The sequence below is a fragment of the Desulfosporosinus sp. genome, from assembly GCF_014237355.1.
Taxonomy (GTDB): domain Bacteria; phylum Bacillota; class Desulfitobacteriia; order Desulfitobacteriales; family Desulfitobacteriaceae; genus Desulfosporosinus.
In genome coordinates this window covers 1-25,706 of sequence record NZ_JABZFS010000021.1, presented here as the reverse complement: position 1 = coordinate 25,706, position 25,706 = coordinate 1, and the positions used below count along the sequence as shown (strand labels likewise).

The following is a 25,706-nucleotide window of genomic DNA, read 5'->3' as shown; positions in this document are numbered from 1 at the left end:
CCATTTTTACGTATTCAGACACAATAATCCTATTTTTTCGCAATAGGATTTATTGATTGCAATAATATTGACTGGATATAATATCAATGTTAATCTACATTAAAGGAAAGTTTTGCAAGCTAGTACTATAGTTTGTGCAATTTTTTACGTGTAATCAATGGTTCAGTCAATGTAATGTTGATAATTTCATATAGCTTATTGTATCAATAGGAGGTGAAATGCGGACTTTACATCGCTTTCGAACTTCGTTGTAAAATGAACATTAGGATTTTTTCAAAATAATTAGTGAAAATAATCTCTATATTTAATTGAGCCATTGGTGATTGGAAGGAGGCATCCTATTAACGTTGGCATTTAAAATAATAATTGATGAAATACAATATATTAATGGATAAATAATTCAAGTATTTAGTTTTGTAATTGAAAGGTGGGAGTCCTTTTGTACTTAACAAGATTTAAATATATTCCTTTGATAGGAACCATCGGAAACTATAAGAAGGAATATTTCAGTAAGGACTTAATTGCAGCTCTGACCGTAGCTGTAGTAGTTATACCACAGTCTATGGCCTATGCACTGATAGCGGGCGTTAACCCTGTTTATGGTCTTTATACGGCCATTGTATCGACAATGATCGCCTCGGCATTCGGGAGTTCTAATCACATCATAGCAGGACCAACGAATGCCATTGCTCTTCTCGTAGCAAGTAGCCTTGGTAGCTATATGGGACAAGATAATGTTTACCAAATGCTCTTCTTGATGACATTTATGGTAGGGGTCTTACAAATACTATTTGGTGTTATCAAACTTGGTAAGGTAATTAATTTTGTGTCACATTCCGTAGTTATTGGTTTCACTGCTGGTGCGGGTGTATTAATTGGACTGGGTCAACTGAGCACACTACTGAGCATATCAATTAAAGATTCCTCTCATATGTCTACCATGCAAAAGTTTTATTATGTTATGACCCATCTAAATGAAACGAATTATTATGCCCTTGGACTTGGTGTTATGACCATGGCGATTATAATAACTTGTAAGAAAATTAATAACAAGCTTCCTGGGGCTTTAATAGGAATTATAATCCCAATTATTTTTATTGTTATGTTTTCATTGGATCAGAAAGGAGTAAAACTGACCGGCTTTATTCCATCTTCATTACCGCCTTTTAAAATGATACAATTCGATGTATCTGTCATGCAGAATCTATTTGGAGGAGCAATAGCTATCGCTATCATAGGATTAGTTGAAGCCATAGCAATTGCTAAATCCATTGCAACTACCTCACGCCAAAAAATTGATGCTAACCAAGAATTTATTGCACAAGGCTTAGCAAATGCAGGTGCATCCTTCTTCCAATGTTTTGCAGGTTCAGGTTCCTTTACACGTTCTGCCATTAATTATCAAAGTGGTGCTGTTACCAGAATTGCTGGAATATTGTCAGGTGTGATAGTTGCACTTGTCCTATTGTTTTTTGCTCCATATGCTAAGTACATTCCCAACCCCTGCCTTGCTGGAGTAATCTTAGTTATAGCCTATAATATGGTTGACAAAAAAGAAATAATGCACATTGTAAAGGCAGGTAAATTTAAGTCTGACTCCCTTGCAATGTGGGCGACATGTATAGCAACAATTGTTATGCCTCATCTAGATGTAGCAATTTATACTGGTATAGCTTTATCTATTGCTTTGTACTTGAAAGATACTAATAAAGCACCGATGAAGCTTCTTCTACCATCACAAGGAAATAATGGACAAATCATTGAAAAGGAAGTTAGGTCGATTAAACAAAAACTTGATATCTTGATTGTTCAGTTAGAAGGAAATCTGTTTTTTGGTTCAGCAGAGGACCTTCAAAACAAACTTGATGATCTAGTCGATAAATCTAAGGTATTTATTCTAAGAATGAAGTATGTTGCTACTATAGACTTGACTGCACTTGGAGCTTTGAAGGTATTTATAAGGACTGTAAAAGAATCAGGTGGAATAGTTATCTTTAGTGGTGTAAAGTCTGAATTTAATACCTTACTATCAAATTCCCATGTTACGTCTGATATAGGCGAAGAAAACATTTTTATGTCAGAGAATGAAATTTTTGCTTCATCAACCAATGCCTTAGAAAGAGCAAGAAATGTTTTAGGTTGTGAAGTTATGGGAAATGATGAGAAATCTGCTGCTTGTATCTTATTAGAATCAGAAACGACCTCAAATTTGGGTACTAGTGTTAAGAGTAAGAGCACGGCATCTTTTTAGAAAAAGAAGTCATGTAAAGATTGAAGGGGGTATATGGAATGAGTGATTCAATGTTTAATGTCCTTCTCTATTCCGATGGATCTCAGCAGGCTTTTTCTGCAGCAGTCTATGCTGCCAACCTTCTAAAGAATATGCCCAATATGCATTTAACCATTGTACAGGTTCAAGAAAAAGACGAAGGTTCTACAGGAACAGAGTATAGTTGGATCGATACATGGCCAGTTAGTCCTACCACAGAATGGATGAAGCGTGTCATTGAATCAGATACGAATGTTAGAAACATGTATAATGATATACTTACTAAAACCAACAGTGTATTTACAGAAAGACCAAAAAACGTCAATCACCATGTAATATATTGTAATCCTAGTATTACTGATACTGTTGATGCACTCCTAGAGTATGCTGAAAAAGAGCATTTCAAATTAATCATCATGGGAACGCGGGGACTAACTACTTTAAAAGGTTTGATTTTCGGTTGTTTAGCGCACAACGTACTTAATCGATCTCCAATACCGGTCTTGTTAATTAAGAAACTGCCTCAAGACTTTATTGATAGTTATTGCTCTGCCTAAATCTAGATAAAGAAGAAGCCATACAATCCTATAAGCCCCGCAGAGATAATGTCTCTTCGGGGCTTATAGTAATTAAACTAGTAAACTGTTTTAATAATAACCACTAAAAGATATAATACTATAAGAAATTATCAATCTCTGAGGCCCGCTTTTCATGTACTATCAGACCCCAATGCCGATTTGCGGCACCACTGATGAATGAAAACTTCAGTGCGTTTTTGTCATTGTTATGAAAGTACTCAGTCGATATGTCATCCTGAAGGAGGCACGACTGAAGGATCTAGATCCTACGCTATCGCTCAGGATGGACATTAAACTAAACTTATTTAAAGGGCAGATCCCCATGCTTAGGTAAGCTATCCTAAGTCGGAAGTATTCGTATGGATCTGCCTATGTACATTGTAGTAATCATTAATGCAAAGGTGGGATCCGATTTGTCCAGCTTAACCCATAGTGAGGATATACTATTGAATAATAGGCAGAAGAGAGAGTGGGGGGAAAAAACTTATCCTATTTGGTTACTATTCAATCCGAAACATCCGGCAGTTCGTCACCATATTTGGACCCCAATATTATCAGTAATACAGGACAATGTATTTAGAAAGTTGCGGACACGGATAGACACATCTAATATTTATATTAGGTATGCTGTTAGCGATAGCGGAATAGTACCCAATACGCAAAATTGGTGGGATACTAAAGTAGATAGAGAGATAAATGAGTTTAGAGAACTCGCGGACGAATATGAACCTAGATTGCTTATTTCCTTTGGAGCATTTCCTTATGAATTCGTAAGGCGCGTTTATACAATTAAACCTGAGAAAGGTCCTAAGTATTGGGGAACTACTAACTTAGGGGATGAATTCACCAAATCAATTGATAACTTTGATATAAACAGAACTAATAGGATTCCCTTACTACGTCGGATAGTTGCTAGTGGTAAGTTCGTTGAAGATCCTTTTTATTCTGAGAATTATTTTGAATATGCAGGAACAAAGATTTCTGAAAGGATTATTGAGAATAAGGAACGTCTTGATATTTGGATGGAGTGAATTGTGAATAATCCAATTTATGTAGAAATATTACAAACCAACGATAAGTGGGGGTGATTATGGCCGAATAGATTTGATGAAAATTAAACGAGCATAATGATAATTGGTAATTGCGGACAAATACATTTACCAATTAGGTTTATTAAAATAAATTGATAATAACAGCTGTCTAACAAAAGTTTTTTTAGGATTAAAGGGTTCCAAAGTAAAATACTTTCGGAACCCTTTTGTCTTTAATATGACTCTACTTTTAAGTGGATATATAGGAATAAATTACTTTTTATTGGTTTGGATTCTAGTATTAAAGACTTTTACAATATCATTAGGTATATTGATTATGAGTATATTGATTTCCTCTAGACACAATTGTGTCATAATGATAATCTCTAATTGTGATGAAAATCACACACGAAATTAAAGGAGGTGTGGTTAGAGTCGTCTCAACGCGAAAGTTACTTCTAATAATTATAAAGCTGTCTACTAAGGCCGCTAAGAAATTTGATCGTAGTTGAACAGATCGTGCTAGGATTCCCATTGTTAGCAGTAGAAAAGATGAAAGGTGGGGTTTAATTTGACCTGCTTAACTTCCGACAATGTTCTATCAAATGATGATAATACTAAGAGGGAATTAGGGGAAAGAACTTATCCGATATGGCTGTTAATAAATCCAAAATATCCTGCAGTTCGACATGATATTTGGCGACCAATTCTAGATGAGATTCAGGATAGAGTATTTAGAGAATTGTATACAAGAATTGATACCTCTAATATTTATATTAGGAGTGCAGTGAGCGACGGCGGAATAGTTCCAAATACCCTAAATTGGTGGGGGAAGGAAGTTGCAAAAGAGATTGAGTTTTACAGAGGGATTATTCAAGAACACAAGCCAAAAATGCTCATCTCTTTTGGCGCATTTCCTTTTGAATTTGCAAGGCGAGTTTTTGAAGTAAAACCGGAAAAAGGACCAAAGGCCTGGAGTTCATCAATTCTAAGGGATGAATTTGATAATGCAATGGAGAACTTCGATATTCATTGTACCAATAGGATTCCCTTACTTCGACGAGTGATTACCAATGATAAGCGCGTTGAGAATCGCAGTTTTTTATCTAAGACCGAAAGAGAGGCATATTTTCAACATGTCGGGTCAAAAATAGCTGAAAAGATAATCGAAAACAAGGATCAGCTGGATATTTGGATTAAGTAAAATATTACTGCATAGAGTTGATATGAATCAAGTACTTTCTTTATTTCGTTAATCTTGTATAATTAAGTTACTTTATTCACTTTCCCAAAGCGAAGGAAGTGTTTTTATTGAATAAGATACTAATCATTGATGATGAAGAGCATCTGTGTTGGGCTCTCGAGAAAGGCCTCCGTCAAGAAGGATATCAGGTAATTACATCTACGCGGGGGAAAGAAGGCCTGGAACTAATTCAGCATGAAACACCTTCCTTGGTGATTCTTGATCTCAAAATGCCTGAAATGGACGGATTAGAAGTATTGGTTAAGGCCAAAGACCTTATGCCAAAGCTACCAGTAATTATGATAACTGCCCACGGCTCAATAGATACAGCCATTGAGGCTATGAAACTAGGGGCAATTGACTATATTGCTAAACCTTTTGACCTTGACGAGCTAAAGATTGTTGTTAAACAGGCCTTAATGGTAAGCCGATTAAGGGAAGAAGTTGTTTTTTTGCGCTCGGAACTCAACAAAAAGCATGGCCGAATTTTAGGGAACAGTCCAGCCATGCAAGAAGTTAACACCCTTGTTGAAAGGGTCGCTGACAGTAACGCAACAGTATTAATTACTGGAGAAAGCGGGACTGGCAAAGAAGTTACAGCCTTATCGATTCACAATTTAAGCTACCGTCGAGAAAAACCCTATGTACCGATTAACTGTGCAGCTTTACCTGAGTCGTTACTGGAAAGTGAATTGTTTGGCCATGAAAAGGGAGCCTTCACAGGTGCTGTGGGCAGAAAACTAGGGCGATTTGAATTGGCTGACCAGGGAACACTTTTCTTAGATGAGGTTACCGAAATGCCTTTGTCTATGCAAGTCAAATTGCTTAGAGTTCTTCAGGAAAGGCAGTTTGAAAGGGTAGGGGGAACTGAAAGTATTAAAATTGATGTAAGGATTATTGCGGCAACTAATCGCGACCCGATGGATTGTGTTAAACAAGGTACCTTTAGGGAGGATCTATACTACCGTTTAAATGTTTTGCCGATTCACATTCCTCCCTTAAGGCAACGATCAGAAGATATATCCTTATTGACTATGCACTTCCTACAAAAATTCAATCCTTCTCATGATCAAATGATATCTCCAGATGCTATGGGATTGCTTATGAACTATGAGTGGCCTGGAAATATTCGAGAGTTACAGAACGTAATAGAAAGGTCGATTATTCTTTCTCAGGGACGTGAGATTAAGGTGCAGCATTTACCGAAGGAGATTCAAAAGGTTGATAATAAAAAGAACGGGAAAGCTCAAGGGTTGATTCTAAATTTTCCTGACAAGGGTATCTCTTTTGATGAGGTCGAAAGAGAACTAATTCTTAAAGCCCTTGAAAAGAGTAAGGGGAATCAAACGAAGGCGGCTCAACTTCTAGGACTTACTCGGTCGGCGCTTCTTTATAGAGCTCAAAAATACCAAGTAAAGTTATAACTGAGGAGGGGTATCAATCATGAACGAAACCTCTAAGTGCAGTCAATGTATTCATAAGGAGTTGTGCCATATTCGTTCTAGACTCAACAGGATAATACAGGAAGTTATAAGGAATTCAGAAGATGAAGTGCAACAATTGTCGCCCAAAGAGATAGACTATATGATTTATACGGACATTTCTATCATCCCAACCAGATGTGAAAACTATAAATGTCGGCAGGTGTCATCTGAAGAACGGAAGGGTTTATTCAGACTTAGAAGAACCATGGCAACTGCGGCAGTATAATAATCCGTGCAATTTATCACAATAATCAGTAGGATGCTTGGGTAGATCTCTTTTCAGTTTTATAACTTACTGACCTTACAAAGGAACTTGCTTCATCAAGAGCCTTTCCGGATGTGGCAAATACCTCATCGTCTTCCATAAAGATATTTTCTTTTCCGACATGATCGACAATGTGCATTTTGTTCAACATTCTTAAGATATTTGGCGTGACTCCAGATAGGATGACTCTCTTTTCTTCCTCCAAAGCACGATTAATGAAGCTCTCGATAACCTCTAACGCTGTAATGTCAATTATTGCAACGGATTTGAAGCGAACTAGGAACACCTTTGAGTTGGAGTAGGAGTCACTCAGCTTCTTGTCAAGGTCGGCGGAGGATCCAAAATATAAATTCCCTTCTAATTGTAGAATCGAAATCGATGTATCTTGTCCGTTACCGATCTGTTCCACAAATCGCCCGTCAGTGCCTCTGACTGGTTCAAGGTTTCTGACAACTGCCACGCCGGTATCTTTGAGGTAGAGAACTATTGAGATGGCAACTCCCGCATAAATAGCTTGCTCTAAATGGGGTGCAAAGATGGTAGTTAACATGGTTACGAGTAATACTATCCCATCATTTCGATTAGTTGTAATCACTTTTGCTAAAGCTTTTTTATCAATCATAGAGTAAGCAACTAGCATGATTACTCCTGCTAAACTTGCATTGGGGATATATCGCGCAAAGGGTGCTAAAAATATTAACACTATGAGAATTATTAGACCTACCAGTACTCCCGTTACCCTAGTTTTACCTCCGTTTTGATAGGTAATAGCAGATCGGGTGAAGGAACCTGAGCCTGCTATACTGCTGAAAAAAGAGCCGCCTATATTCGCCATACCTTGGCCAATAAATTCCTGATTTGGGTCTATCTTTTGATGTGTTTTAGATGCAATTGCTTTGGAAATGGATACAGCTTCAACTAGACCGATAATAGCTATGACAGCAGCACCTGTTCCTAAATCACCAATAGCAGAGAGATTGAAATTGGGCATACTTAAGGGCGGGATAGCCTGAGGTATTTGTCCTACAACGTTTACTCCGTATTTCTCCAAATCTAGAACTATAACTAAAACTACTGAGAAAATAACACTTAATAATGCCCCTGGCAGGTTTTTATTGATTCTTTTTAGTATTATTATTACTGCTATAGTAAACAAACCAATACCAAAGGCATGGTAATTCAGTTTATCGATACTCTGAAAACAGGCCATAACCTTACCAATACTTGAAAGGTGACCACTTGGTAACTTAATACCCATTAGATTATTAAGCTGTCCCATAGCGATAATGATACCTGCCCCGGCAGTAAAGCCAACGATCACTGCGTGGGAAACATAGTTGACTAGGGAACCCAATCTTAGGATTCCCATTGTAAGCTGGATAGCCCCTACTAAAAAGGTCAAAAGGAATAAATTGGCGAAAAAGTCAGAACTACCTGCAAAGGGTATCATGTAGGATGCTATCAAGAGACAGATAGCGTTGGTAGGACCGGTGGCTAGCTGATTGGAACTACCAAAAGATGATGCGATAATTGTTAGCACAATCCCCGAGTATAAGCCGTAAGCTGGGTGCACACCTGCGATCATCGCATAAGCCATTGTTTGTGGTAAAGCGACTACAGCAACTGTTAGTGCTGCAATTAGATCAAATTTGAAATTTTTCTTGTCATAATTTCTTAAAGTATCAAGAATTGGAATAAACTTATAGATCATTTGCATTGCCCCCCAAACCGTTTAAATTTCTGTTTGCAGATTACGTTTAATTAAGGCAGAGTAGGAAATTTTTATTGTGAAACATAGTGCGTTCAAAAACACGATGCTATGAGGGTTTAGTGAGATCTCATGTCAAATCCAGATATTAAGACTATCCTTGTGTTTAATAATCTTGTCTGCAATTTTGTCTGCAACATTATGAAAATAACCATTGCTGTCTTCCCAATCTTGGTTGTTAATACTCGAATTACTCATTCGACGAACTAAGGGGATCGAGTTTGCCTGAGATATATCAAAGTTTTCTATTGAATGTTCAAACGCATTTCCTAAGTTACAACTATTCCAATATTTAATCCCATTCTCGGGTCTTGTTTCTGTAACACGTCTTACAAATTCAAAGGCAATAGTACCAAAAGTAATTAGAAGTTTGGGTTGATATTCAAGCAAACTTTCCCTTAATGTTACAATACTTTTAGCTACTTCAGCTTCAATTGAGGAATCATTAACTCTGCCAATATCGCTAACAGCATTCTTGATGAAGATTTTTTTGCTATTAATTCTTGCATGCAGTTTACGATATACTTTATCTTGAATCTCATACATTATGGGGTCCCAAATGTTGGTGATATCCTCGGGGTATTTCGGGTTAACAAAGAGCCAAATCGAGCAGGATCGATCTCCGCATTCCTCCTTTAATCTATCAACGAAGGTTGAATAATTATTAAGCAATAAGCTGGACAAAAAAATTCCACCTTTCTGTGCTGCATATCATTGATTGGCCGTTACTTGCTCTACAATTTTTTCCTGGTTTAGAGAGTGGAATTTCCTCATCACCTCCACAATAAGCTTACTCGTTTCAATCTCATTATGAATATTACAGGTATCAAACAATTCTTGTACCCATACTGTGAATTGATTAGTGGTCATAATATTTCCCCCTATATGTTTACTTAAATTCAATAAATTCACGACCTTGGGTCATGACTCACTCTAGTGCAATTATCATGCCAGCTGTTTTAGCTGTTTTCTGTATGTTGTTTGTATGTTTTCAGCCATGAATTTGTTGCTTGCATATATCAAGGCTTAGAATGTTATCTATTAAACTAGTAATTCCACCTAAAGTGGCTAACTTTTTTCGGTATTCTTGATTGTTTGTTTTTATACAATTAATACTGCATTGTCTGAAATTGTACTATGGGAGGCGTAAACTTGTTAAGAATCTTAAAAAATAGTTCCTTCGCTTCTCAAATAATGTTCACGGTTACAGCAATCCTGTTGATTCCAATCCTTGTTATGATGTATGACATATTTTTTTCTGGGGCCAAGGATGAAATGCTATTGAAAACTAAAGAAGAGCGATTAGGAACTATGGTTAATGCTACTGTTCAGAGTTTAACGGAAGTTCTAGATCGTTCGGATATTGAGTATAACTCCCCTCTCGCAATTAAAGATATAAGTATTATTTCGACTGCCTTTAATGTAATTGCCAAACCATTGGCAGATGCTAACCCTGGGGTAAGGTTGGGTTTATACATCCCTGAAACTAAAGATTTGTATGTCTATGGATTTCTACATCAATACCGTCCACAAACCGAAGAGGAAATTAAAGCAAGAGAGTATCGAATTTTAGATGAAGCTTCCTCAGGACTAATAGCTGTTAATGCTACGAAAGAACCTCTTTCCCGTATCGCAGGTTCTCTCGGAAACCAAGCTTTCGAGTATTTAATGCCAGTTATGCAGGAGGGGCAGCTAATCGCCATTGCTTGGGCAGACGAACAGGTTCATCCGGTCTTTGCCCAGAGCAGGCAATTCAGTTTAGTTACTCGATACTTGACACTTTTAGGATTGATATTTGGATTGGGAACTGCTCTATATGTCATTCATAACTTGGCTACCGAGGTCCAAGTAATTAAAAATGGAATCTTAAGCATGCAGGAAGATAGCGAAAAAAGGCTTTCTTCTATGCCAGGAGAAATCGGAGAAGTTGTCCAAGCTATTAACAATATGGCGGATAACTTAAAGGAAAAAAAACGTCTAGAAGAAGAACTAATGCGTTCCGAAAGACTAGTAGCGTTAGGTCGCCTGGTTACAGGAGTTGCCCATGAGTTGAGAAATCCCTTAGCGATTGTTAAAGCGACAGTCCAAGTCATGGAGGGTGACTTTAAACAAGTGCAAGGGTTGAAAGAATACTCTAAAGTAATTTGTGATCAAGTTGATCGTGGCAATCTGGTCATAAAAGAGTTATTGGATTTTGGCCGTCCTAGTAAACCAGTTGTTAGTCCGACAGAGTTGAATAGTCTTTTAGAATCCGTGCTTACCTTTACCTACCCAATGTTACGGCAAAATAAAATTGTTTTAGAGAAGAAGCTTGAACCTAACCTTCCTTTGGCAAGTATCGATATGGATCGAATGAAACAAGTTTTTGTCAATTTGATCCTAAACTCTATTCAAGCAATGCAGGGTGGAGGTAAACTTATCATTCAATCAGTCGTAAAGGAAGAAGCTATTGAGGTTGAGTTCATTGATACGGGTACTGGCATCGAGGCTAATGACCTTTCGCGAGTTTTTGATCCCTTTTACACGACAAAGGATGATGGAGCTGGGTTAGGACTGTCGATTAGCTATCAAATTATACACATGCACAAAGGGAAGATTTGGATTTCGGATACTTCTCCTCGAGGAACTACTGTGGTGGTGAGTATACCTAAATCGAACTAGATGCGAGCTGATTAATCTGTAAGGATGTAAGCATATAGTTAGCTTATGTAATTAATAGGTGAAGATTATGAATGTATAGACGCTGGATTAAAAAAACTCCTGAGAGAAAACCTTTTCTCCTAGGAGTTTTTTTCTATAATAGATCAGATTAATTAAGAAAGAACTGGTCACTCACTTGTTATGGCTTTAAGTAATTACAAGGGAGACGTTTTAAGAAGAAAATTACTTAGCTATTAGCCAGGACTCACATAAATTCGGGCTGTGGAACGGAAATCTTAATAGATTCAGTTGATTATATAGAAAAGAATGGACAATGATTCTCCTTGGCAATAGGATAAATCGATTAAGATCATTTCGATTTACTATAGACGCACTGTTGTCACGATGTTAATCTTTACTTGTGAGGATAGTCACATACAAAGGGGAAGGGGGGACTGATCGATTTCAAAAGCTGCTAAATAAGACTATTACGGACTGACCTCTATAGATGTAGAAGTTGTATGAGATTGGAGTGGTAGATAATCAGACAATGTATAAAAAATAACGAGCTAAAATTGTCCAGAAAAAAAGCAGCCTCGAAAGGCCGCTAAGAAATTTAATCGTAATGCTATTATAGCACAAAAAAACTGTGAATGTGTGATTGGTTAAATAATTTTGTTTTAGGTGTAAGGTGGCGTTAAATTTTCCTAAAGAAGCACCTTAAAAACAAAAGAGGGGTGTGGTTAATAGTGAATGGTATAAATGCAAAACGAATATTTTTTATCTTGTTAGGTATATCCGTTTTTTTAATATTTTATTATGCTCCGCAATTTGGGCCGGCAGTTGATCCTTCCGGTAAATCCTTCGAGTTGAGCCAACAGGGTAAAGCTGCCATAGGACTATTCTTCTTAGCAAGTATTTGGTGGGTTTTTGAAGTAACTCCTATTGGTGTTACAAGCCTTATGATAGGGGTTGCTCAAGCCTTATTCCTTATTCGTCCAGCAAAGGAAGCCTTCCGAGATTTTATGGATCCAACGGTTATGTTTATTCTGGGATCATTACTCATAGGGCTAGCTTTTACGAAGTCGGGAATCACTAAAAGAATAGCCTATAAAATGTTAGATGTAGTAGGTGAAGATACCAGAAAGATATTGTTGGGGGTATTTATTGTAACGGCATTATTGACTCATATTATGGCCCATACCGCCGTGGCAGCTACTATGTTCCCAATTTTAGTAACAATTTTGGCCTTATATAATGGTGACAACTCTGATGGTAAACCCAACAAGTTTGGTAAGGCTTTGTTCATTGGAATGGCCTATACTGCAGGTGCAGGAAGTATCTGTACACTCCTGGGTGGTGCTCGCAATCCTGCAGCAGTGGGTTTTTACACTGAGTTCACAGGGAAAGAAGTTTCCTTTGTTGACTTTTCCATTCACTTGGCGCCCTTTGGTTGGGCTAGTGTCTTTCTTATTTGGGCATTGTTAATGATCATTTACAAGCCTGAAAAAGCAAATATCCCTGGCCTACGAGATAAGGCAAGATCAGAATATGCAAAACTTGGTCCTATTAAAAAGCAAGAAATATTCGTAAGTATTGTCGTCGTCTGTGCGCTTGCCATGCTTGTATTACAACCAATAATTCCGGCTTTAAAGACCATGGATCGTTCAGTTCCCTTGCTACTCGCAGGAGTATTATTCTTCCTCTCTAATGTATTGAATGCAGAAGATCTAGAAAAGAAAATTCCTTGGAATATCGTTTTGTTGTTTTCGGGGGCGATGAGTATTGGTTTCTGCCTATGGCAAACAGGTGCTGCCCAGTGGATAGCAATAAAGTGGTTAGCAATGATAGCTGGTGCACACTGGTTGGTTTTCCTTTTAGCAGTTTGTTTCTTAGTGATGCTTATGACAAACTTTATTATGAACGTTGCTGCTATTGCCATTACACTTCCGGTTGCTCTGGTTATGGCACAGTATCTTGGGGTTAACCCAGAGCTTATCTTGTACGGTGCCGTAGCAATGGCTGGAATGCCTTTCTTACTATTGATTGGTGCAGCGCCTAACGCAATTGCCTATCAATCGAAGCAATTTTCTACGGGTGAATTTTTCGTAAGCGGTATTCCTGCTAGTGCAGTTATCATGGGTCTTTTAATATTCATGACTTTTACCTACTGGCCTATAGTGGGTATGCCTGCCCTTCTAAGATAGTACCGTGTTAAAAATAGATATGCCTGGATGTTTCCAGGCATATCTCCTATAAATATGTTGATTTCGAGCGTTACATGAGAGGTGGGATTAGTTGTCGGCTTAGCACGTGACAAATATTTACCGTTAGTTAACAGAGATTCAGGGAATAAAACCTATCCAATTTGGCTATTGATTAATCCTAAATACCCTACAGTTTTAAATAACATTTGGAGACATGTTTTGGACGAAATTCAAGACAAAGTATACAGGGAAATTCACTCGAGAATCGATACAAAAGATATTTACGTTAGGAGTGTTGTGTCCGATTGTGGAATTGTTCCCAATACATTAAATTGGTGGGGGAGCGAAGTCACCTTAGAAATCAAGTTATTAAGGGAAATTGTCCTTGAGTATCATCCGAAATTATTGGTTACTTTTGGTGGGTTTCCATATGAATTTGTGAGACGGGTGTTTGAAAGTAAACCACAAAAAGGACCTAAGTATTGGAATGTTGATATTATTAGGGATGAATTCGAAAATTCTATTAACAATTTTGAAGTAAATAAAACTAATGTGATCCCCTTACTTCGCAAAGTCAATTCAAGTAATCGACTTGTAGAAACATCTGATTCCTACAGTCGTAATGAAACTGAGCATTACTTTCATTTTGTTGGAACAAAAATATCTGAAATGCTTATTAAGAATAAGGATAGTCTGAGTATTTGGCTGAAATAATGAAGTTTTTTAAGTTAGAAGTACCGACCCAAGAAACTATCTCCTTGTTTTAATTGATATGGATCTCCACCGCTATCCAAGAAACGCTCGTAGTGATAAACCCAGCTGTCGATATCTGGTATCAACGTTTTCCATGATTTATCTCCTAAGATTTTGTAATACCAATACATCATTTGAGAGTTTGCGAGTTTTGAGGAGTTGCAGTACTTCTTTTCAAATTCCAAAAGGAATTCTAAGGATTCATTAGCGTTTTCCAAAGATTTTTCCTTCCTTCTTACGTAGATGGTTTCTATGCGTTTAGCCTTACCAATTCGGTAGTTCTAAAATCATTATTGGTTATATTAATTAAGAACGTTTCGTTTTGCTATATACGCCATATGTATACGATGATAATCTTTACTTGTAAGTGTTTTTTGACACAAATACTATTTGGAAGGGGGCATGAGTTAGCTTTATAACAAATTAACGCAAATTGTAAATTACTATTGCATATAAAAAGCTGCCTCAAAAGGTCGCTAAGAAATTTAATCGATAACCAACATTTCACTCCATGCCAAAGGAGGGTTTAGTATGAGAGATGAATCCCTTGATTATGGGATTAAGTACACTCGGGGTAATTTCTTAAAAGTTGTACCAGTGAATGGACCTGAGGGTGAGCGTAATTATAAGTTTGAACTTTATAATAATAGGGTTAGGGCCAAACGACCGGTTGCTACACTGACCGCAAGTGTAGGTACAGTTATCAGAGAAGGTATGTTCAAACGATCGTTTAATGCCACTTTAGAGATCAGACCGGATGTGCCATTTAGCCAGGAGGAGTTAAACGATTTGCCTGCTGACATTGCGACATTCATGTTTCGAGAGTTAGGAGGTAACCCTTTACAAGAAGAATTCAATATCAGAATTACTTGCACGATCCGAGATGCTTCACTCGAGAAGAAGGAAAATGTAATTTCAGAATCGTGGATTAGTGGAGCTATTAATTTTAATCGTTATAATATTTTTTCCAGCAACCCCTTGGTTATGTCTTCTGGGTATTAGGATGAATGGATGTAAGTTTAATGTGCTACTTTATTCAGAAGAGTCAAAGTCTGCATTCTATGCATTCATCTATTCAGCTTTTCTAATGATGAATATGCCCAATATGCATTTAACTGTTGTACACCTACAAGAAAGCAAGGGCACTTTTATTGGCGATAATCAGAACGGACTTAGTTCATGGCCGATCAGTCCAACCTTTGACTGGCTGAAAGATGTCATTGGGAGAGCTGATTCGGCCACTAAAACTAAGGACTTCGAACTGCATACTAAAGCAAATGACGTATTTTCTGCCAGAGCATCAGACGTTTATCATCAAGTCATCTATTGCAATCCGAATATTCCGGATTCGGTAGACGCGCTTCTCGATTATTCCAGAAAAAAGTCAATTGAGTTAATAATCATGGGTACTGGAGAACTTGGAACGTTAAAAGGTTTGATCTTTGGTAGTTTAGCCCATACGTTGCAAAATAAGTCTTCAATACCGGTGTTGTTAGTTAAGAACCTTTCGGAAGATTTTCTTAATAGTTATGGATCAAGACCTATCCTAAAGCTTATTCACAAATGAGTCAACTGAAATCCAAGATCTTTAGATAGATTAGAAGTGTTGCTTGTCAACACTTTTTTTTGTACTTTCAGAAAGTATAAACTTATCGTTATATACTGCAAGAAGGTTAATACGTGCGAAGACAGTGCTGCAAGAAGGTTTAACCCGTGCGAAGACGGTGTCTTCGTCGTCTGAAGCATAACTGCAACTATGGCTACCGCCTTCGCCTACGGCTTGGCGCTAGCCAAGTTTTCTAATGTTCACTCAAAGAATCCAGAAAAAAGCTATATTATTTTCGTAATTGTACAAGTAAATGATTTAAAGATTAGATTATAAAGAATTGGTTTTAGTATTTGTTAAATTTGTGTGTGCAAAAATCGTCCCGAAGCAGATGGATTATTCAATCCTTGAGAAAGAAAGAGAAATAATATTCCGCTGAACGTAGCTTTGCTGGTTTTTCAGGAATTTCAGAGGGTTAGCATATCATAAGTTTATTCGATATTGATATGCTTGAATCATTAATCCCGAAATAATTCAATCCAAATTTTAATTAATAAAAAGTATCGCTCAGAGTAACGAAGCTTTATTTATATCGGGAAACGATTGAATTCGACAATATCCCACAGTCTATACTAGGTAGCCATAGAAATCAGTGATTATAGGGATACGGATACTCTATAGACACATTTATTATCCAGTGCTACTCTTTATTTGTGAAATCAAATTTTTAAAAAAAGGAGGGCAGTGTTTTTAAAATTGATGAGTCCTATTAGAATTGAGGAGGACCTGACCACACTTTTTTTAGTGAGTAGTGAAAAATGTCACGTAAAGGGGTACCTCTTCAAGAAAAAAAGCAGCCTATAAAAGGCCGCAAAAGAATTTTCTCAATTGTAATTATATCATAAATACCGAAAAAGTGAGGTTTAGCCATCTAAAAATTCTAAGTTTTAATTAGGGGCTAAAGTCAATAGAGGAGGGAACGATGAATGAAAGACTTATACAACTCCTTGATGTATGCAGCTAGGGCTCATGCCCAGTGGGAGATTGAAACTTCTTTTAACATTATTAAAAACCGAAAGAAATTATTAGTACTGTTTATAATGGCCCTGCCCTTGCTCATACCAGCAATGGCTCATGCGGCATCTACCTTACCAGGCTTTATCGGAGGCAAATCAGCCTTTGGTCCGTCGTTTTTTTCGCCTACTACTTTCTACGGCTCCATAGCCGTGGGTATCATAGCAGGTCTAATTACAGGTTGCATAGGGGCAGGCGGAGGCTTTGTCATCACCCCTGCACTTATGAGCTTGGGAGTAAAAGGTATATTGGCAGTAGGTACCGACATGTTTCACATCTTTGCCAAGGCAATCATGGGCACAACCCTCCATAAGAAGATGGGTAACGTCCATGCGGGTCTAGCTATCGCCTTTCTGGTTGGTTCTGGACTTGGGGTCACAGGCGGCGGTGTGATAAACCGGGCATTATTTAACTATAATCCTATAATGAGCGATTTCGTAATAAGTTCTATCTACGTGGTTCTGCTGGGTTTCTTAGGCATTTTCGCTATGAGCGATTTTATTCGGACTAAGAAAAATGCTCCAAAGGTCGGTGGCGATGTTCACGGTAGCCCAGAGAAAATGACGGGTTTAGGAACAAAGCTGCAATCCATTAACCTAGCTCCGATGATTAAATTTGATGAGCACGTCGTTCCAGGCGGTAGAAGAATTTCCGGGATCTTTGTTGCAATATGCGGAGCTGTGACAGGCTTTTTAGCATCCATTCTGGGTGTTGGCGGCGGTTTTGTTACCTTTCCAATGTTTGTGTACGGACTTGGAATTTCCACAGCAACTACTGTAGGAACTGATATATTCCAAATTATATTTACAGCTGGCTATGGTTCAATAGCTCAGTATGCTGTCTATGGTTACGTGTTCTATACCTTGGCCATGGGGATGCTGCTAGGTTCGTTATTTGGTATCCAAGTAGGTGCCATCACAACCAAAGTGGTTCCTGGCACGCAAATTAAGGCCTTCTATGCATTGGCAATTATGGCGGGTTTCGTCAACAGACTCTTTGCCCTGCCAGAAAAATTGACACAGATGGGCTATATCAGTCTGACCGCTGCTGCTGGCGCTATAATTACCAAGATTGGGGTATGGTTATTCTTTGGTTTAGTTTCCTTCTTCGGCATATGGATCATAGGCACATTTATCGTTAATATACCGAAACTTCGGGCTGAATCTGTTGAGGATTATAATGCCAAAGGAGGTGTTAGCCAATGAGTGTCGTTCGAAACAAAAAGACGTTTATAATCGGTATTGGATTGCTTCTAAGTTTCGTGCTAGTCTATGTTGGTATGATGTCACCGAACTTCGGTAACGGCAGGAATGGTCTGGAATACGCCGATGATATGTTTAACTCACTCTCTAAGGGCTCAGCGTATTTCATTGATGAAGCTAAACAAGTTGCTGATTCTCAACAGGGAAAAAATATCAACTTCACAATAAAAGCCTTAAATCCAGAAGATGCTGAAAAGTGGGGCAAATTATACACTACAGCTGGAGCTACTGTCACCGTTAAAGATACTTCTGTGACCATTGATGGAGATTATGGCAAAATCTTAGGTGCTGCTGTGGCTGACAGCGACCTCATGTATCACAATGATAGTAAATCCGTTGAATCAAAATATGGTTATGATGGTCGTGAAGCAACCTACAACTGGAATAGTTCCTTAAAGAAAATTGAAGCCTCAATGAAAGCTAAATCGCAGTTTCAAGAAGCATCTCAGTTAACTAAAGTACAACAAAAAGCTGTTGAGCCAGCCTATAACTACTACGGAGTTGAGATAAAGAAAGTCAGTGAGAATAAAGCCAGTGTCATCTTTCTGCTCACCTTCTACCTTATATACACCATGTGGTATGGCTTTGGACTCTTTTACTTCTTTGATGGTCTTGGTATTGTTGTTGCCAAACCTAAGAAGAAGGAAGCTTAAAACGAGCCTATATCATGAGGCTTAACCTTTTGCTACAACTAGTGGCACGATTGGAGACTTATTGGTTGCAGCAAAAGGTTTCTTTTTTCTAGCAAGAAAGGCATTTAATATTATTTTTATAGTTTACTCTGTGATGAGGGGATTGAGAGATAATGAAGAGAGAATCGGGGGATAAAAGTTATCCCATTTGGGTATTAATCAATCCAAAACATCCTATTAGCCACGATAATTGGACACCAGTATTAGATGCAATTCAGGATAAAGTATATAGGGAAATGCATACGCGAATTGAAACTAATAATATTTATTTCAGAAATGCTGTGAGCGAAAGCAGACTTGTTCCTAATACCTTGAATTGGTGGGGACCCGAAGTGGCTAAAGAAATTGAGTTGTTCAGGAAGCTGGCCTTAGAGTACAAGCCGAGGATCATCTTTTCTTTAGGTGCTTTCGCCTATGAATTTTTGAGGCGTGTCTATGAAATCAAACCTGAAAAAGGACCAAAGGCATGGAGTAATTCAATCCTAGGTGAAGAGTTTGAAAGGTCCCTTGAGAGCTTTGATATTAACAAAACAAATATAATTCCCTTACTCCATCGAGTTGGGGCGAGCGCGAATTTCATTGACACTCACAATTATTTCTATAGAAAAGACGGAGAGAATTACTACCGCTATGTTGGTACTAGATTAGCCGAAAAGATTATTGAGAATAAAGGTCGACTTAATATCTGGATCAATAAATCAGTTTCATTGAATGCTACTTGCAATGCACCTTAGACATTGTTTTTAGGAAGGGAGTATTAAAAATGAATGATTCCAAGTACAAAGTGCTCCTTTACTTTGATGATTCAATGCAAGCCTTTTATGCAGCTGTTCAAACTGCCACACTCTTGAAGAATATGCCCGATATGCATTTGACAGTAGTGCAGGCCCAAGAGGGCATTGAAGACTTTAAGGTTACGGAATATAGTTGGATTGATACTAAAGATTTAGTTAATTGGGCCTTGGTAAGAAGTAAGGCCAAAGGAGCAGAGTATTATTGGCCAATTAGATCAAACTCAGATTGGATGAAGCAAGAGAAATATATTAAGATTCTTTCCGAAGTTAACGAGTTATTTACGGAGAGAGCTGAGAACGTAAGTCATGTTGTAATTTATTGTGATTCTAGTGTTTCTAATACTTTAGAGGCGCTGTATGATTATGCAGCAAGGAATTCTTATAATTTGATAGTTATAGGCACACGAGGACTTACTACTTTGAAAGTCTTAATTCTTGGTTGTTTAGTCAACAAATCTCCAATCCCTATGATGTTGGTAAAGAAGCTCCCCCAAAGTTTTATTAAGCAATAGCGAACTCTTTAACAAGAGTCGTACATTGAGTACTGCTCCACTTGAGTAAACGGAGTTGACAATAGGGTAAAGGATTCGAAGGTCCCCAATAAATTGCAAAGCAATAAAATCCTATGCCTAGAGGACACTAGGGCATGGGATTTTTAATTATTGATTAACAGAGAACTGATAATGATCGTAGGAATATCGATAATCACTGTGATTTTTCAAGGGTGAATAATGTTAGACAATCGAGGTGTAAACAATAATGGATACAGGTTATTAATTACTATTATAATCTCTTTTCGAATATGATATAATTAAATTTAAATCATTAAAAGGTGGAATTTTCATGTCTGATTCTAAATTTCTTAAGGTGCTTCTTTATGCGGATGGATCGCCGCATTCTTTTTCTGCAACCGTATATGCTGCTAGTTTATTTTCCAGTATACCCAATATGCAATTAACTGTTTTGCATATACAAGAAAATGCTCAGGGCTCTATTGAGGGAGATTATAATTTGCTGGAAACTTGGTCATCTAACCCTAACTCAGATTGGGTGGAACACTTAGTTGAGGAGAATTCAGAGACTAGAACGGAATACTCTCGAATTCTCGCCATAACAAATAAAATTTTTTCAAAAAGAGGACAATATGTCAACCGTCAAGTGATATATTCTAATTACAATATACCCGATATAACCGAGGCTATTCTTAGTTTTGCAACCAAAAAGAACTATGAACTAATAATTATGGGTACGCGGGGTATGACCAGTCTAAAAGGATTAATTCATGGTAGTTTAGCGCACAGTGTGCTTAACAAGTCGGATATACCAGTTTTATTGATCAAGAAGCTTCCGCAAGATTTTATAGATGATTACGCGGTTGTTGATATTTAAATCAGTCAAACACAGGTTGTGTCATTTTTTTACGCTAGTATCCCAAATAAGTTAATATAATATGAAGGAAGATAATAGCCCGGGAGAGTTGTATTGATATGCTTCCCGGGCTTTAGTATTGCCGTCATACCATTTGTGCCTTAAAAAGCAAAATTTCCATTACTAAATATCGCAATTGCTTTACCCTCTGTGGTAATTCCAGTAATTTTAAGATCACTTGTTCCTATCATAAAGTCAACGTGTACGAAGGAGTCATTGGCGCCGAAGCTCTCCAACTCTTCTTTGCTTAAATTGTCACCATTTTCAAGACACACAGGGTAAGCTTTCCCAATAGCTAAATGACAGGATGCATTCTCATCAAAAAGAGTATTGAAGAACAATACTTTAGAGTTTGAAATTGGAGAATCATATGGAACCAGGGCAACTTCGCCGAGATAATGAGAACCTTCATCCGTTTCAATGAGATGTTTAAGTGTTTCATACCCTTTTTTAGCACTATATTGAATAATTCTTCCCTCTTCAAACTGTAGTGAAAAGTCTTCTATTAGATTTCCATTATAATTTAAGGGCCGAGAGCTGACGACAGTGCCACTGGCTCCGGTTTTATCAGGCAATGTAAATACCTCTTCAGTAGGCATATTAGCGATAAATTCTATTCCAGTTGGTGTTGTTTCTGCACCGCCCAGCCAGAGATGATTCTCGGGTAATTTGATTTTTAGATCTGTACCAAGTGAATTTTTATAATGCAAAAACTTCAAAGAAAGGGAATTCAAAACGCTAAGACGTTTTTTTAAATTAGCTTTATGTTCATCCCATGCGGCTTCAGGATTTTCGGTATCGACCCGTACCGTTCTAAAAATGGCGTCCCAGAGCTTAGTAACGGCATCCTCATTATTAAGGTCTGGAAAGACTTTCTTTGCCCAAGAAACCGTTGGTATTGAAACAACGCACCAAGTATTTCTGTTACTCATAAGACGTTCCCGATATTCCTGGAGTGCAACCGCTCTTGTTTTTTGAGCTGTAATTATCTTCTCCGGATTGATCTCTTTCATAAGCTCTGGGTCAGAAGCGGAAATGCTTAAAAACGCTGCTCCCTGATGAGCATAGGAAAGATAAAATTCCTTCTGCCACGCTGGAAAGTCCAAAAAAACCTCTTCAGGAGCATGCAGAAAGCGAATTTTCGAGAATAATTCATCTTGCCATTGAATTATGACATCTTTAGCACCTTCTTGATAGGCTGTTTGAGCAACCAGACGAGTAAACTGTGCACATTCAATTGGAGAAAAAATAACTAGAATCTGCATTGGTTGAAGGTTTAATCCAGTTTTTACGATCAGACGAGCGTATTTTTCTAAGTTTGTATCCATGAAAGCTCCTTTCAAATTGTATTATGTGTAAGGAAACGGTTATTTAGAGAAATGTTGGAGTAACCATATTAGTTTAACTGCTTTAGTTAAATGTATTACTAATTTAAGGAGACTAGAGTGAAAATGCTCAAAAATGGTCATTGCTATTATATAAGGAGTTGCTTACTGATTAATTATACATAAAATCAAATATTTGTCTGTCCGTCAAGTCAATATGTGCAAACAGTATAGAATGTTTGCTTGAGCTTGGCGTATTATGGTAAAATGCTCATAATGAATAGGGAATTGGAAAGGTAGGAGAAATAATGGCAGTAAGACTTAGCAAAGGGCAAAAAGTAGACCTTACTAAAAGTAACCCTAACTTAAAGGAAATTATTGTTGGATTGGGTTGGGCTTCTAACCCTGCCGCCAGCAGCTATAACTTTGATTTAGATGCTTCGGCTTTTTTAATAGGAGCAAATGGTAAAGTGAAGGATGAAAATGATTTTGTCTTCTACAATAACCCATCGGGTGGTCAGGGTTCAGTAAAACACAGCGGGGATCATAAAAAGGGTTCTGGGGAGGGAGATGACGAGCAGATTCGGATTAACTTGTCTGCGGTTCCTTCTCATATTGAGAGAATATCCTTTACTATTACTATTAATGACGCTCAAATGAAGCGACAAAGTTTTGGAGATATTAAGAACTCTTATGTAAGGATTCTTGATGCAAGTACCAACGAATTACTCCTTAAATATGAACTGGGTCAGGAATTCTCAGTGGAAACTGCTATTGTTGCCGCTGAAATTTATCGTCATGCCGGGGAGTGGAAGTTCAATGCTATTGGAAGTGGATTCCAGGGTGGACTAGCTGCTCTATGCCGTAATTTTGGACTGGAAGTTGAGGAAGAACAATCCTCTGCGGCTTCTAATAATTCATCTAATACCAGCTATGGAAATACTGGAAATACTAGCTTAGGCAATCCTGTTCCAGTCAGTTCTGCGGTTCCTTACAGTGGTTCTCAGAACGCACAAAATACCTCCTACTCCTATGGACAAAATACTTCCTATGGACAAAATACTTCCTATGGACATAATAGCTCCCAATCCTATGGCCAGAGTGGTGGGTATAGTCATGATCAAGGCGGCATGAACTGTCCGCGTTGCCATTCCAATCAGGTAACTGCTGGTAAGAAGGGATTTGGCCTTGGCAAGGCTGCAATTGGAGGAGTATTATTAGGTCCAGTAGGTTTATTGGCCGGATTTATCGGAAGCAAAAATATGGAGTTTGTTTGCTTAAGCTGCAAGGAACGGTGGAACTCAGGCAGTAATACAAATACTGCTGAGTGGTTACAAAGGCAAACGGAAAACGCCCGCAATATTGTGAACAAGTATATGGGTAAAGACCTTACAGAAGCCTTGGTTGCCGGCAGTGCTTTGGTGGCTTTAGCAGATGGGGTTATCGAGTCTTCGGAAAGGGAGAAGCTCATTGATTATTTCCGTACGAGTCAGGAAATGCGGGGAATTAATATTCATGAAGTAGATTCCCGTTTCAATTACTTTGTCCAGAGGATTCAAAGTGATCGTATGCTAGGAAAGGCTGAGGCTTTGAGGACCATCGGTAAATTAGCCAGTAAACCGGATGCTGCTCGGTTGGTGGTTCGATTATGCTGTGCCATCGGTTTTGCAGACGGAGAATTTGCTCCAGTGGAAAAACAAGTAGTGGAGGAGATTTGCCGCGAGGTCCGCTTAGATCCCAGAGAGTTTATTTTTTAAATATTTATAAGTCTTAAGGGGCCGTACTTCAATGTTCGGCTCTTTAAATTGAATTTGTATATTATTAGTTAGGAAATGAACTAAATTGCATAACGAAAGGAAGAGATAAGTCAAATTTAATCGAATGGAATGCATTATCTAAGACTTACATTATACGGAATAAAGTAATATACTTGATATAAGAATATTTAGAATTTACATTATGATGTTACTCTCGATTAGAAAGGAGGATGTATGGATACAGAAATAGCTAGACCAATACCTAAAGATACTTTAATGGAAGCTTTAAGTATCAAAATAGTGGAACTCAGCCAAGAGCGAGTTGTGGCAACTATGCCTGTCATGGAAGCTACAAGGCAACCCTTTGGATTGCTGCATGGTGGAGCATCGGTAGCTTTAGCTGAAACGGTAGCTAGCGTGGGAACCTTCAATTTGATTGACCAAGCTAATCAACGAGCGGTGGGGTTAGAGATTAATGCTAACCATATACGTGGCAAGCGAGATGGAATCGTTACCGCAGTGGGTATCCCTCTACATAAAGGCAGGACAACAATGGTTTGGGATATTAAAATGATGGATGAAGAGGAAAAGTTAATCTGTGTTTCTAGATGTACTATGGCTGTCATTAATGTCAAATCGGTAGATTAGGGCTTAAGCTCAACGTGAAGGTTAAACGTGATAATCACAAATAACGCCTCTGGCTTATAATTAAGCTAGGGGCATTATCTTTAGTTATACGAGTTGGCTGTGTAATTTATCCATTTAAACTTATCCTTATGAAGGGATTCATTACTTACTGTAGAATATTTAAGAAAGACGATAGTATCACTTATAATGAATATTGTCATAATCTAATTAGATCCTAAATTTAAGGAGAAGACGAGTAAAGGATGAATATTCAACTATTCGGAATCAAGAAATGCTTTGATACTAAGAAAGCTGAACGTTATTTCAAAGAGAGAAGGATCAAATACCAATTCATTGATCTGACAATAAAGGGCTTAAGTAAAGGAGAGCTCCAAAGTGTGAAGGCTGCAGTTGGATTAAAGAATTTGATTAATAGCAATGCTAAGGATTATAAGCGATTAAATATGGATCACATTATTTCTGAAAGTGGTAGGGAAGAGATTTTGTTAAATAACCCCAATCTCTACAATACCCCTATTGTACGAAATGGCAAACAAGCGACAGTAGGATATGAACCGGATGTATGGGCGTCTTGGGAAGGATAAGGAGTGAGAAAGTACGGAGACAAGTAAGGAAACTAGAACCGTCTTAAAACAATCCAATGATGTTTTTAAAGATATACTGTCTCCTTCAAGAGAAAGGGGGACAAGCCCTTATGTATATTTTTATAGAATTATTGGATGCGATGAAGAAAGGGAGTACCTAGAAAAGATCATCCATTTAAACGAACAACTCAAGCTAACGGGGAACTATCTTCTTTTTGAAAAAGTGATTCCTGTCAGCACCAATACAGCGGTAATAGAGCGAGCGAGGAAATTGTTTGAGCCGGTGCCCCTTAAGGATTTCAGCAATGGAGCTATCTTAAATGTATTGGAATCACAGGGCTATTTTTCATTAAGCTCT

General features: G+C 37.9%; 24 protein-coding genes and 2 pseudogenes. 21 read left to right on the top strand and 5 right to left on the bottom strand.

Annotation, left to right across the window (positions count from 1 at the left end; all coding sequences use genetic code 11):
* Positions 1–439 precede the first annotated feature (439 nt).
* From HGJ98_RS05080 to HGJ98_RS05055, 6 genes are all read left to right on the top strand, one after another.
* Positions 440–2,251, top strand: coding sequence for a SulP family inorganic anion transporter (locus HGJ98_RS05080; RefSeq protein WP_291349975.1), 1,812 nt, complete (start codon positions 440–442; stop codon positions 2,249–2,251).
* Between the two features lie 38 nt (positions 2,252–2,289).
* Positions 2,290–2,826 (top strand): universal stress protein, encoded by a 537-nt coding sequence (locus HGJ98_RS05075; RefSeq protein ID WP_291349974.1) that lies wholly within the window; start codon positions 2,290–2,292, stop codon positions 2,824–2,826.
* A 434-nt stretch (positions 2,827–3,260) separates the two neighbouring features.
* Complete coding sequence (locus tag HGJ98_RS05070) at positions 3,261–3,878, top strand: hypothetical protein (protein ID WP_291349973.1); 618 nt, start codon at positions 3,261–3,263, stop codon at positions 3,876–3,878.
* A 571-nt stretch (positions 3,879–4,449) separates the two neighbouring features.
* Complete coding sequence (locus HGJ98_RS05065) at positions 4,450–5,082, top strand: hypothetical protein (protein WP_291349972.1); 633 nt, start codon at positions 4,450–4,452, stop codon at positions 5,080–5,082.
* Positions 5,083–5,189: 107 nt separating this feature from the next.
* Positions 5,190–6,545, top strand: coding sequence for a sigma-54 dependent transcriptional regulator (locus HGJ98_RS05060; RefSeq protein ID WP_291349971.1), 1,356 nt, complete (start codon positions 5,190–5,192; stop codon positions 6,543–6,545).
* Between the two features lie 19 nt (positions 6,546–6,564).
* A complete protein-coding gene (locus tag HGJ98_RS05055; RefSeq protein WP_291349970.1) occupies positions 6,565–6,831 on the top strand; it encodes a hypothetical protein in 267 nt (88 codons plus the stop codon).
* A 25-nt stretch (positions 6,832–6,856) separates the two neighbouring features.
* On the opposite strand, the gene HGJ98_RS05050 is transcribed toward HGJ98_RS05055, so the two are convergent.
* From HGJ98_RS05050 to HGJ98_RS05040, 3 genes are all read right to left on the bottom strand, one after another.
* Positions 6,857–8,587: a SulP family inorganic anion transporter gene (locus HGJ98_RS05050; protein WP_291349969.1), complete on the bottom strand. Its 1,731-nt coding sequence runs from the start codon at positions 8,585–8,587 to the stop codon at positions 6,857–6,859.
* A gap of 126 nt (positions 8,588–8,713) precedes the next feature.
* On the bottom strand, positions 8,714–9,322 hold the full coding sequence (locus HGJ98_RS05045; protein WP_291349968.1) for a hypothetical protein: 609 nt from the start codon (positions 9,320–9,322) through the stop codon (positions 8,714–8,716).
* A 27-nt stretch (positions 9,323–9,349) separates the two neighbouring features.
* The gene (locus HGJ98_RS05040; protein ID WP_291349967.1) at positions 9,350–9,508 is read right to left on the bottom strand and encodes a hypothetical protein; all 159 of its coding nucleotides are present in this window, start codon (positions 9,506–9,508) and stop codon (positions 9,350–9,352) included.
* Between the two features lie 282 nt (positions 9,509–9,790).
* On the opposite strand from HGJ98_RS05040, the gene HGJ98_RS05035 reads away from it, so the two are divergent.
* From HGJ98_RS05035 to HGJ98_RS05025, 3 genes are all read left to right on the top strand, one after another.
* Complete coding sequence (locus HGJ98_RS05035; protein ID WP_291349966.1) at positions 9,791–11,299, top strand: ATP-binding protein; 1,509 nt, start codon at positions 9,791–9,793, stop codon at positions 11,297–11,299.
* 728 nt (positions 11,300–12,027) lie between these two features.
* The gene (locus HGJ98_RS05030; RefSeq protein ID WP_291349965.1) at positions 12,028–13,485 is read left to right on the top strand and encodes an SLC13 family permease; all 1,458 of its coding nucleotides are present in this window, start codon (positions 12,028–12,030) and stop codon (positions 13,483–13,485) included.
* An 81-nt stretch (positions 13,486–13,566) separates the two neighbouring features.
* Positions 13,567–14,199: a hypothetical protein gene (locus HGJ98_RS05025; protein WP_291349964.1), complete on the top strand. Its 633-nt coding sequence runs from the start codon at positions 13,567–13,569 to the stop codon at positions 14,197–14,199.
* A 14-nt stretch (positions 14,200–14,213) separates the two neighbouring features.
* Here the strand turns inward: HGJ98_RS05025 and HGJ98_RS05020 are convergent, their stop codons facing one another.
* Positions 14,214–14,456, bottom strand: a complete 243-nt coding sequence (locus tag HGJ98_RS05020) for a hypothetical protein (RefSeq protein ID WP_291349963.1) — start codon at positions 14,454–14,456, stop codon at positions 14,214–14,216.
* Positions 14,457–14,769: 313 nt separating this feature from the next.
* Between HGJ98_RS05020 and HGJ98_RS05015 the strand changes: the two genes are divergently transcribed.
* The 7 genes from HGJ98_RS05015 to HGJ98_RS04985 all read left to right on the top strand — a co-directional run bounded on the left by HGJ98_RS05015 (position 14,770) and on the right by HGJ98_RS04985 (position 20,995).
* Positions 14,770–15,240 carry a hypothetical protein gene (locus tag HGJ98_RS05015; RefSeq protein WP_291349962.1) on the top strand — a complete coding sequence of 157 codons (471 nt, stop codon included), beginning with the start codon at positions 14,770–14,772 and terminating at the stop codon, positions 15,238–15,240.
* Between the two features lie 88 nt (positions 15,241–15,328).
* Positions 15,329–15,805 (top strand): universal stress protein, encoded by a 477-nt coding sequence (locus tag HGJ98_RS05010; RefSeq protein ID WP_291349961.1) that lies wholly within the window; start codon positions 15,329–15,331, stop codon positions 15,803–15,805.
* 965 nt (positions 15,806–16,770) lie between these two features.
* Complete coding sequence (locus HGJ98_RS05005; RefSeq protein ID WP_291349960.1) at positions 16,771–18,063, top strand: sulfite exporter TauE/SafE family protein; 1,293 nt, start codon at positions 16,771–16,773, stop codon at positions 18,061–18,063.
* Positions 18,060–18,773 carry a hypothetical protein gene (locus HGJ98_RS05000; protein WP_291349959.1) on the top strand — a complete coding sequence of 238 codons (714 nt, stop codon included), beginning with the start codon at positions 18,060–18,062 and terminating at the stop codon, positions 18,771–18,773. The genes HGJ98_RS05005 and HGJ98_RS05000 overlap by 4 nt, the downstream gene beginning before the upstream one ends.
* A gap of 152 nt (positions 18,774–18,925) precedes the next feature.
* Positions 18,926–19,546, top strand: coding sequence for a hypothetical protein (locus HGJ98_RS04995; protein WP_291349958.1), 621 nt, complete (start codon positions 18,926–18,928; stop codon positions 19,544–19,546).
* Positions 19,547–19,575: 29 nt separating this feature from the next.
* A complete protein-coding gene (locus HGJ98_RS04990) occupies positions 19,576–20,118 on the top strand; it encodes a universal stress protein (RefSeq protein WP_291349957.1) in 543 nt (180 codons plus the stop codon).
* Between the two features lie 331 nt (positions 20,119–20,449).
* Complete coding sequence (locus HGJ98_RS04985; RefSeq protein WP_291349956.1) at positions 20,450–20,995, top strand: universal stress protein; 546 nt, start codon at positions 20,450–20,452, stop codon at positions 20,993–20,995.
* Positions 20,996–21,135: 140 nt separating this feature from the next.
* Here HGJ98_RS04985 and HGJ98_RS04980 read toward each other — a convergent pair whose 3' ends face one another.
* A complete protein-coding gene (locus tag HGJ98_RS04980; protein WP_291349955.1) occupies positions 21,136–22,362 on the bottom strand; it encodes an aminopeptidase in 1,227 nt (408 codons plus the stop codon).
* Between the two features lie 302 nt (positions 22,363–22,664).
* Between HGJ98_RS04980 and HGJ98_RS22325 the strand changes: the two are divergent.
* The 5 genes and pseudogenes from HGJ98_RS22325 to HGJ98_RS04960 all read left to right on the top strand — a co-directional run.
* Positions 22,665–23,246: pseudogene (locus tag HGJ98_RS22325) on the top strand (TerD family protein); the annotation flags it as partial.
* Between the two features lie 243 nt (positions 23,247–23,489).
* Positions 23,490–24,116 carry a tellurite resistance TerB family protein gene (locus tag HGJ98_RS22320; RefSeq protein ID WP_367142670.1) on the top strand — a complete coding sequence of 209 codons (627 nt, stop codon included), beginning with the start codon at positions 23,490–23,492 and terminating at the stop codon, positions 24,114–24,116.
* Between the two features lie 234 nt (positions 24,117–24,350).
* Entirely contained in the window at positions 24,351–24,764 is a 414-nt protein-coding gene (locus tag HGJ98_RS04970) for a hotdog fold thioesterase (RefSeq protein ID WP_291349953.1), read from the top strand.
* Between the two features lie 242 nt (positions 24,765–25,006).
* On the top strand, positions 25,007–25,348 hold the full coding sequence (locus HGJ98_RS04965; protein ID WP_291349952.1) for an arsenate reductase family protein: 342 nt from the start codon (positions 25,007–25,009) through the stop codon (positions 25,346–25,348).
* Positions 25,349–25,409: 61 nt separating this feature from the next.
* Positions 25,410–25,706: pseudogene (locus HGJ98_RS04960) on the top strand (hypothetical protein); the annotation flags it as partial.

Excerpts from the sequence above, each read along its gene's own strand:
- HGJ98_RS05055 (WP_291349970.1), top strand. The coding sequence starts at position 6,565 with ATGAACGAAACCTCTAAGTGCAGTCAATGTATTCATAAGGAGTTGTGC.
- HGJ98_RS05075 (WP_291349974.1), top strand. The coding sequence starts at position 2,290 with ATGAGTGATTCAATGTTTAATGTCCTTCTCTATTCCGATGGATCTCAG.
- HGJ98_RS04970 (WP_291349953.1), top strand. The coding sequence starts at position 24,351 with ATGGATACAGAAATAGCTAGACCAATACCTAAAGATACTTTAATGGAA.
- HGJ98_RS05015 (WP_291349962.1), top strand. The coding sequence starts at position 14,770 with ATGAGAGATGAATCCCTTGATTATGGGATTAAGTACACTCGGGGTAAT.
- HGJ98_RS04990 (WP_291349957.1), top strand. The coding sequence starts at position 19,576 with ATGAATGATTCCAAGTACAAAGTGCTCCTTTACTTTGATGATTCAATG.
- HGJ98_RS05050 (WP_291349969.1), bottom strand. The coding sequence starts at position 8,587 with ATGCAAATGATCTATAAGTTTATTCCAATTCTTGATACTTTAAGAAAT.
- HGJ98_RS04995 (WP_291349958.1), top strand. The coding sequence starts at position 18,926 with ATGAAGAGAGAATCGGGGGATAAAAGTTATCCCATTTGGGTATTAATC.
- HGJ98_RS22320 (WP_367142670.1), top strand. The coding sequence starts at position 23,490 with ATGAACTGTCCGCGTTGCCATTCCAATCAGGTAACTGCTGGTAAGAAG.
- HGJ98_RS05040 (WP_291349967.1), bottom strand. The coding sequence starts at position 9,508 with ATGACCACTAATCAATTCACAGTATGGGTACAAGAATTGTTTGATACC.
- HGJ98_RS04985 (WP_291349956.1), top strand. The coding sequence starts at position 20,450 with ATGTCTGATTCTAAATTTCTTAAGGTGCTTCTTTATGCGGATGGATCG.
- HGJ98_RS04980 (WP_291349955.1), bottom strand. The coding sequence starts at position 22,362 with ATGGATACAAACTTAGAAAAATACGCTCGTCTGATCGTAAAAACTGGA.
- HGJ98_RS05000 (WP_291349959.1), top strand. The coding sequence starts at position 18,060 with ATGAGTGTCGTTCGAAACAAAAAGACGTTTATAATCGGTATTGGATTG.
- HGJ98_RS04965 (WP_291349952.1), top strand. The coding sequence starts at position 25,007 with ATGAATATTCAACTATTCGGAATCAAGAAATGCTTTGATACTAAGAAA.
- HGJ98_RS05005 (WP_291349960.1), top strand. The coding sequence starts at position 16,771 with ATGAAAGACTTATACAACTCCTTGATGTATGCAGCTAGGGCTCATGCC.
- HGJ98_RS05010 (WP_291349961.1), top strand. The coding sequence starts at position 15,329 with ATGAATATGCCCAATATGCATTTAACTGTTGTACACCTACAAGAAAGC.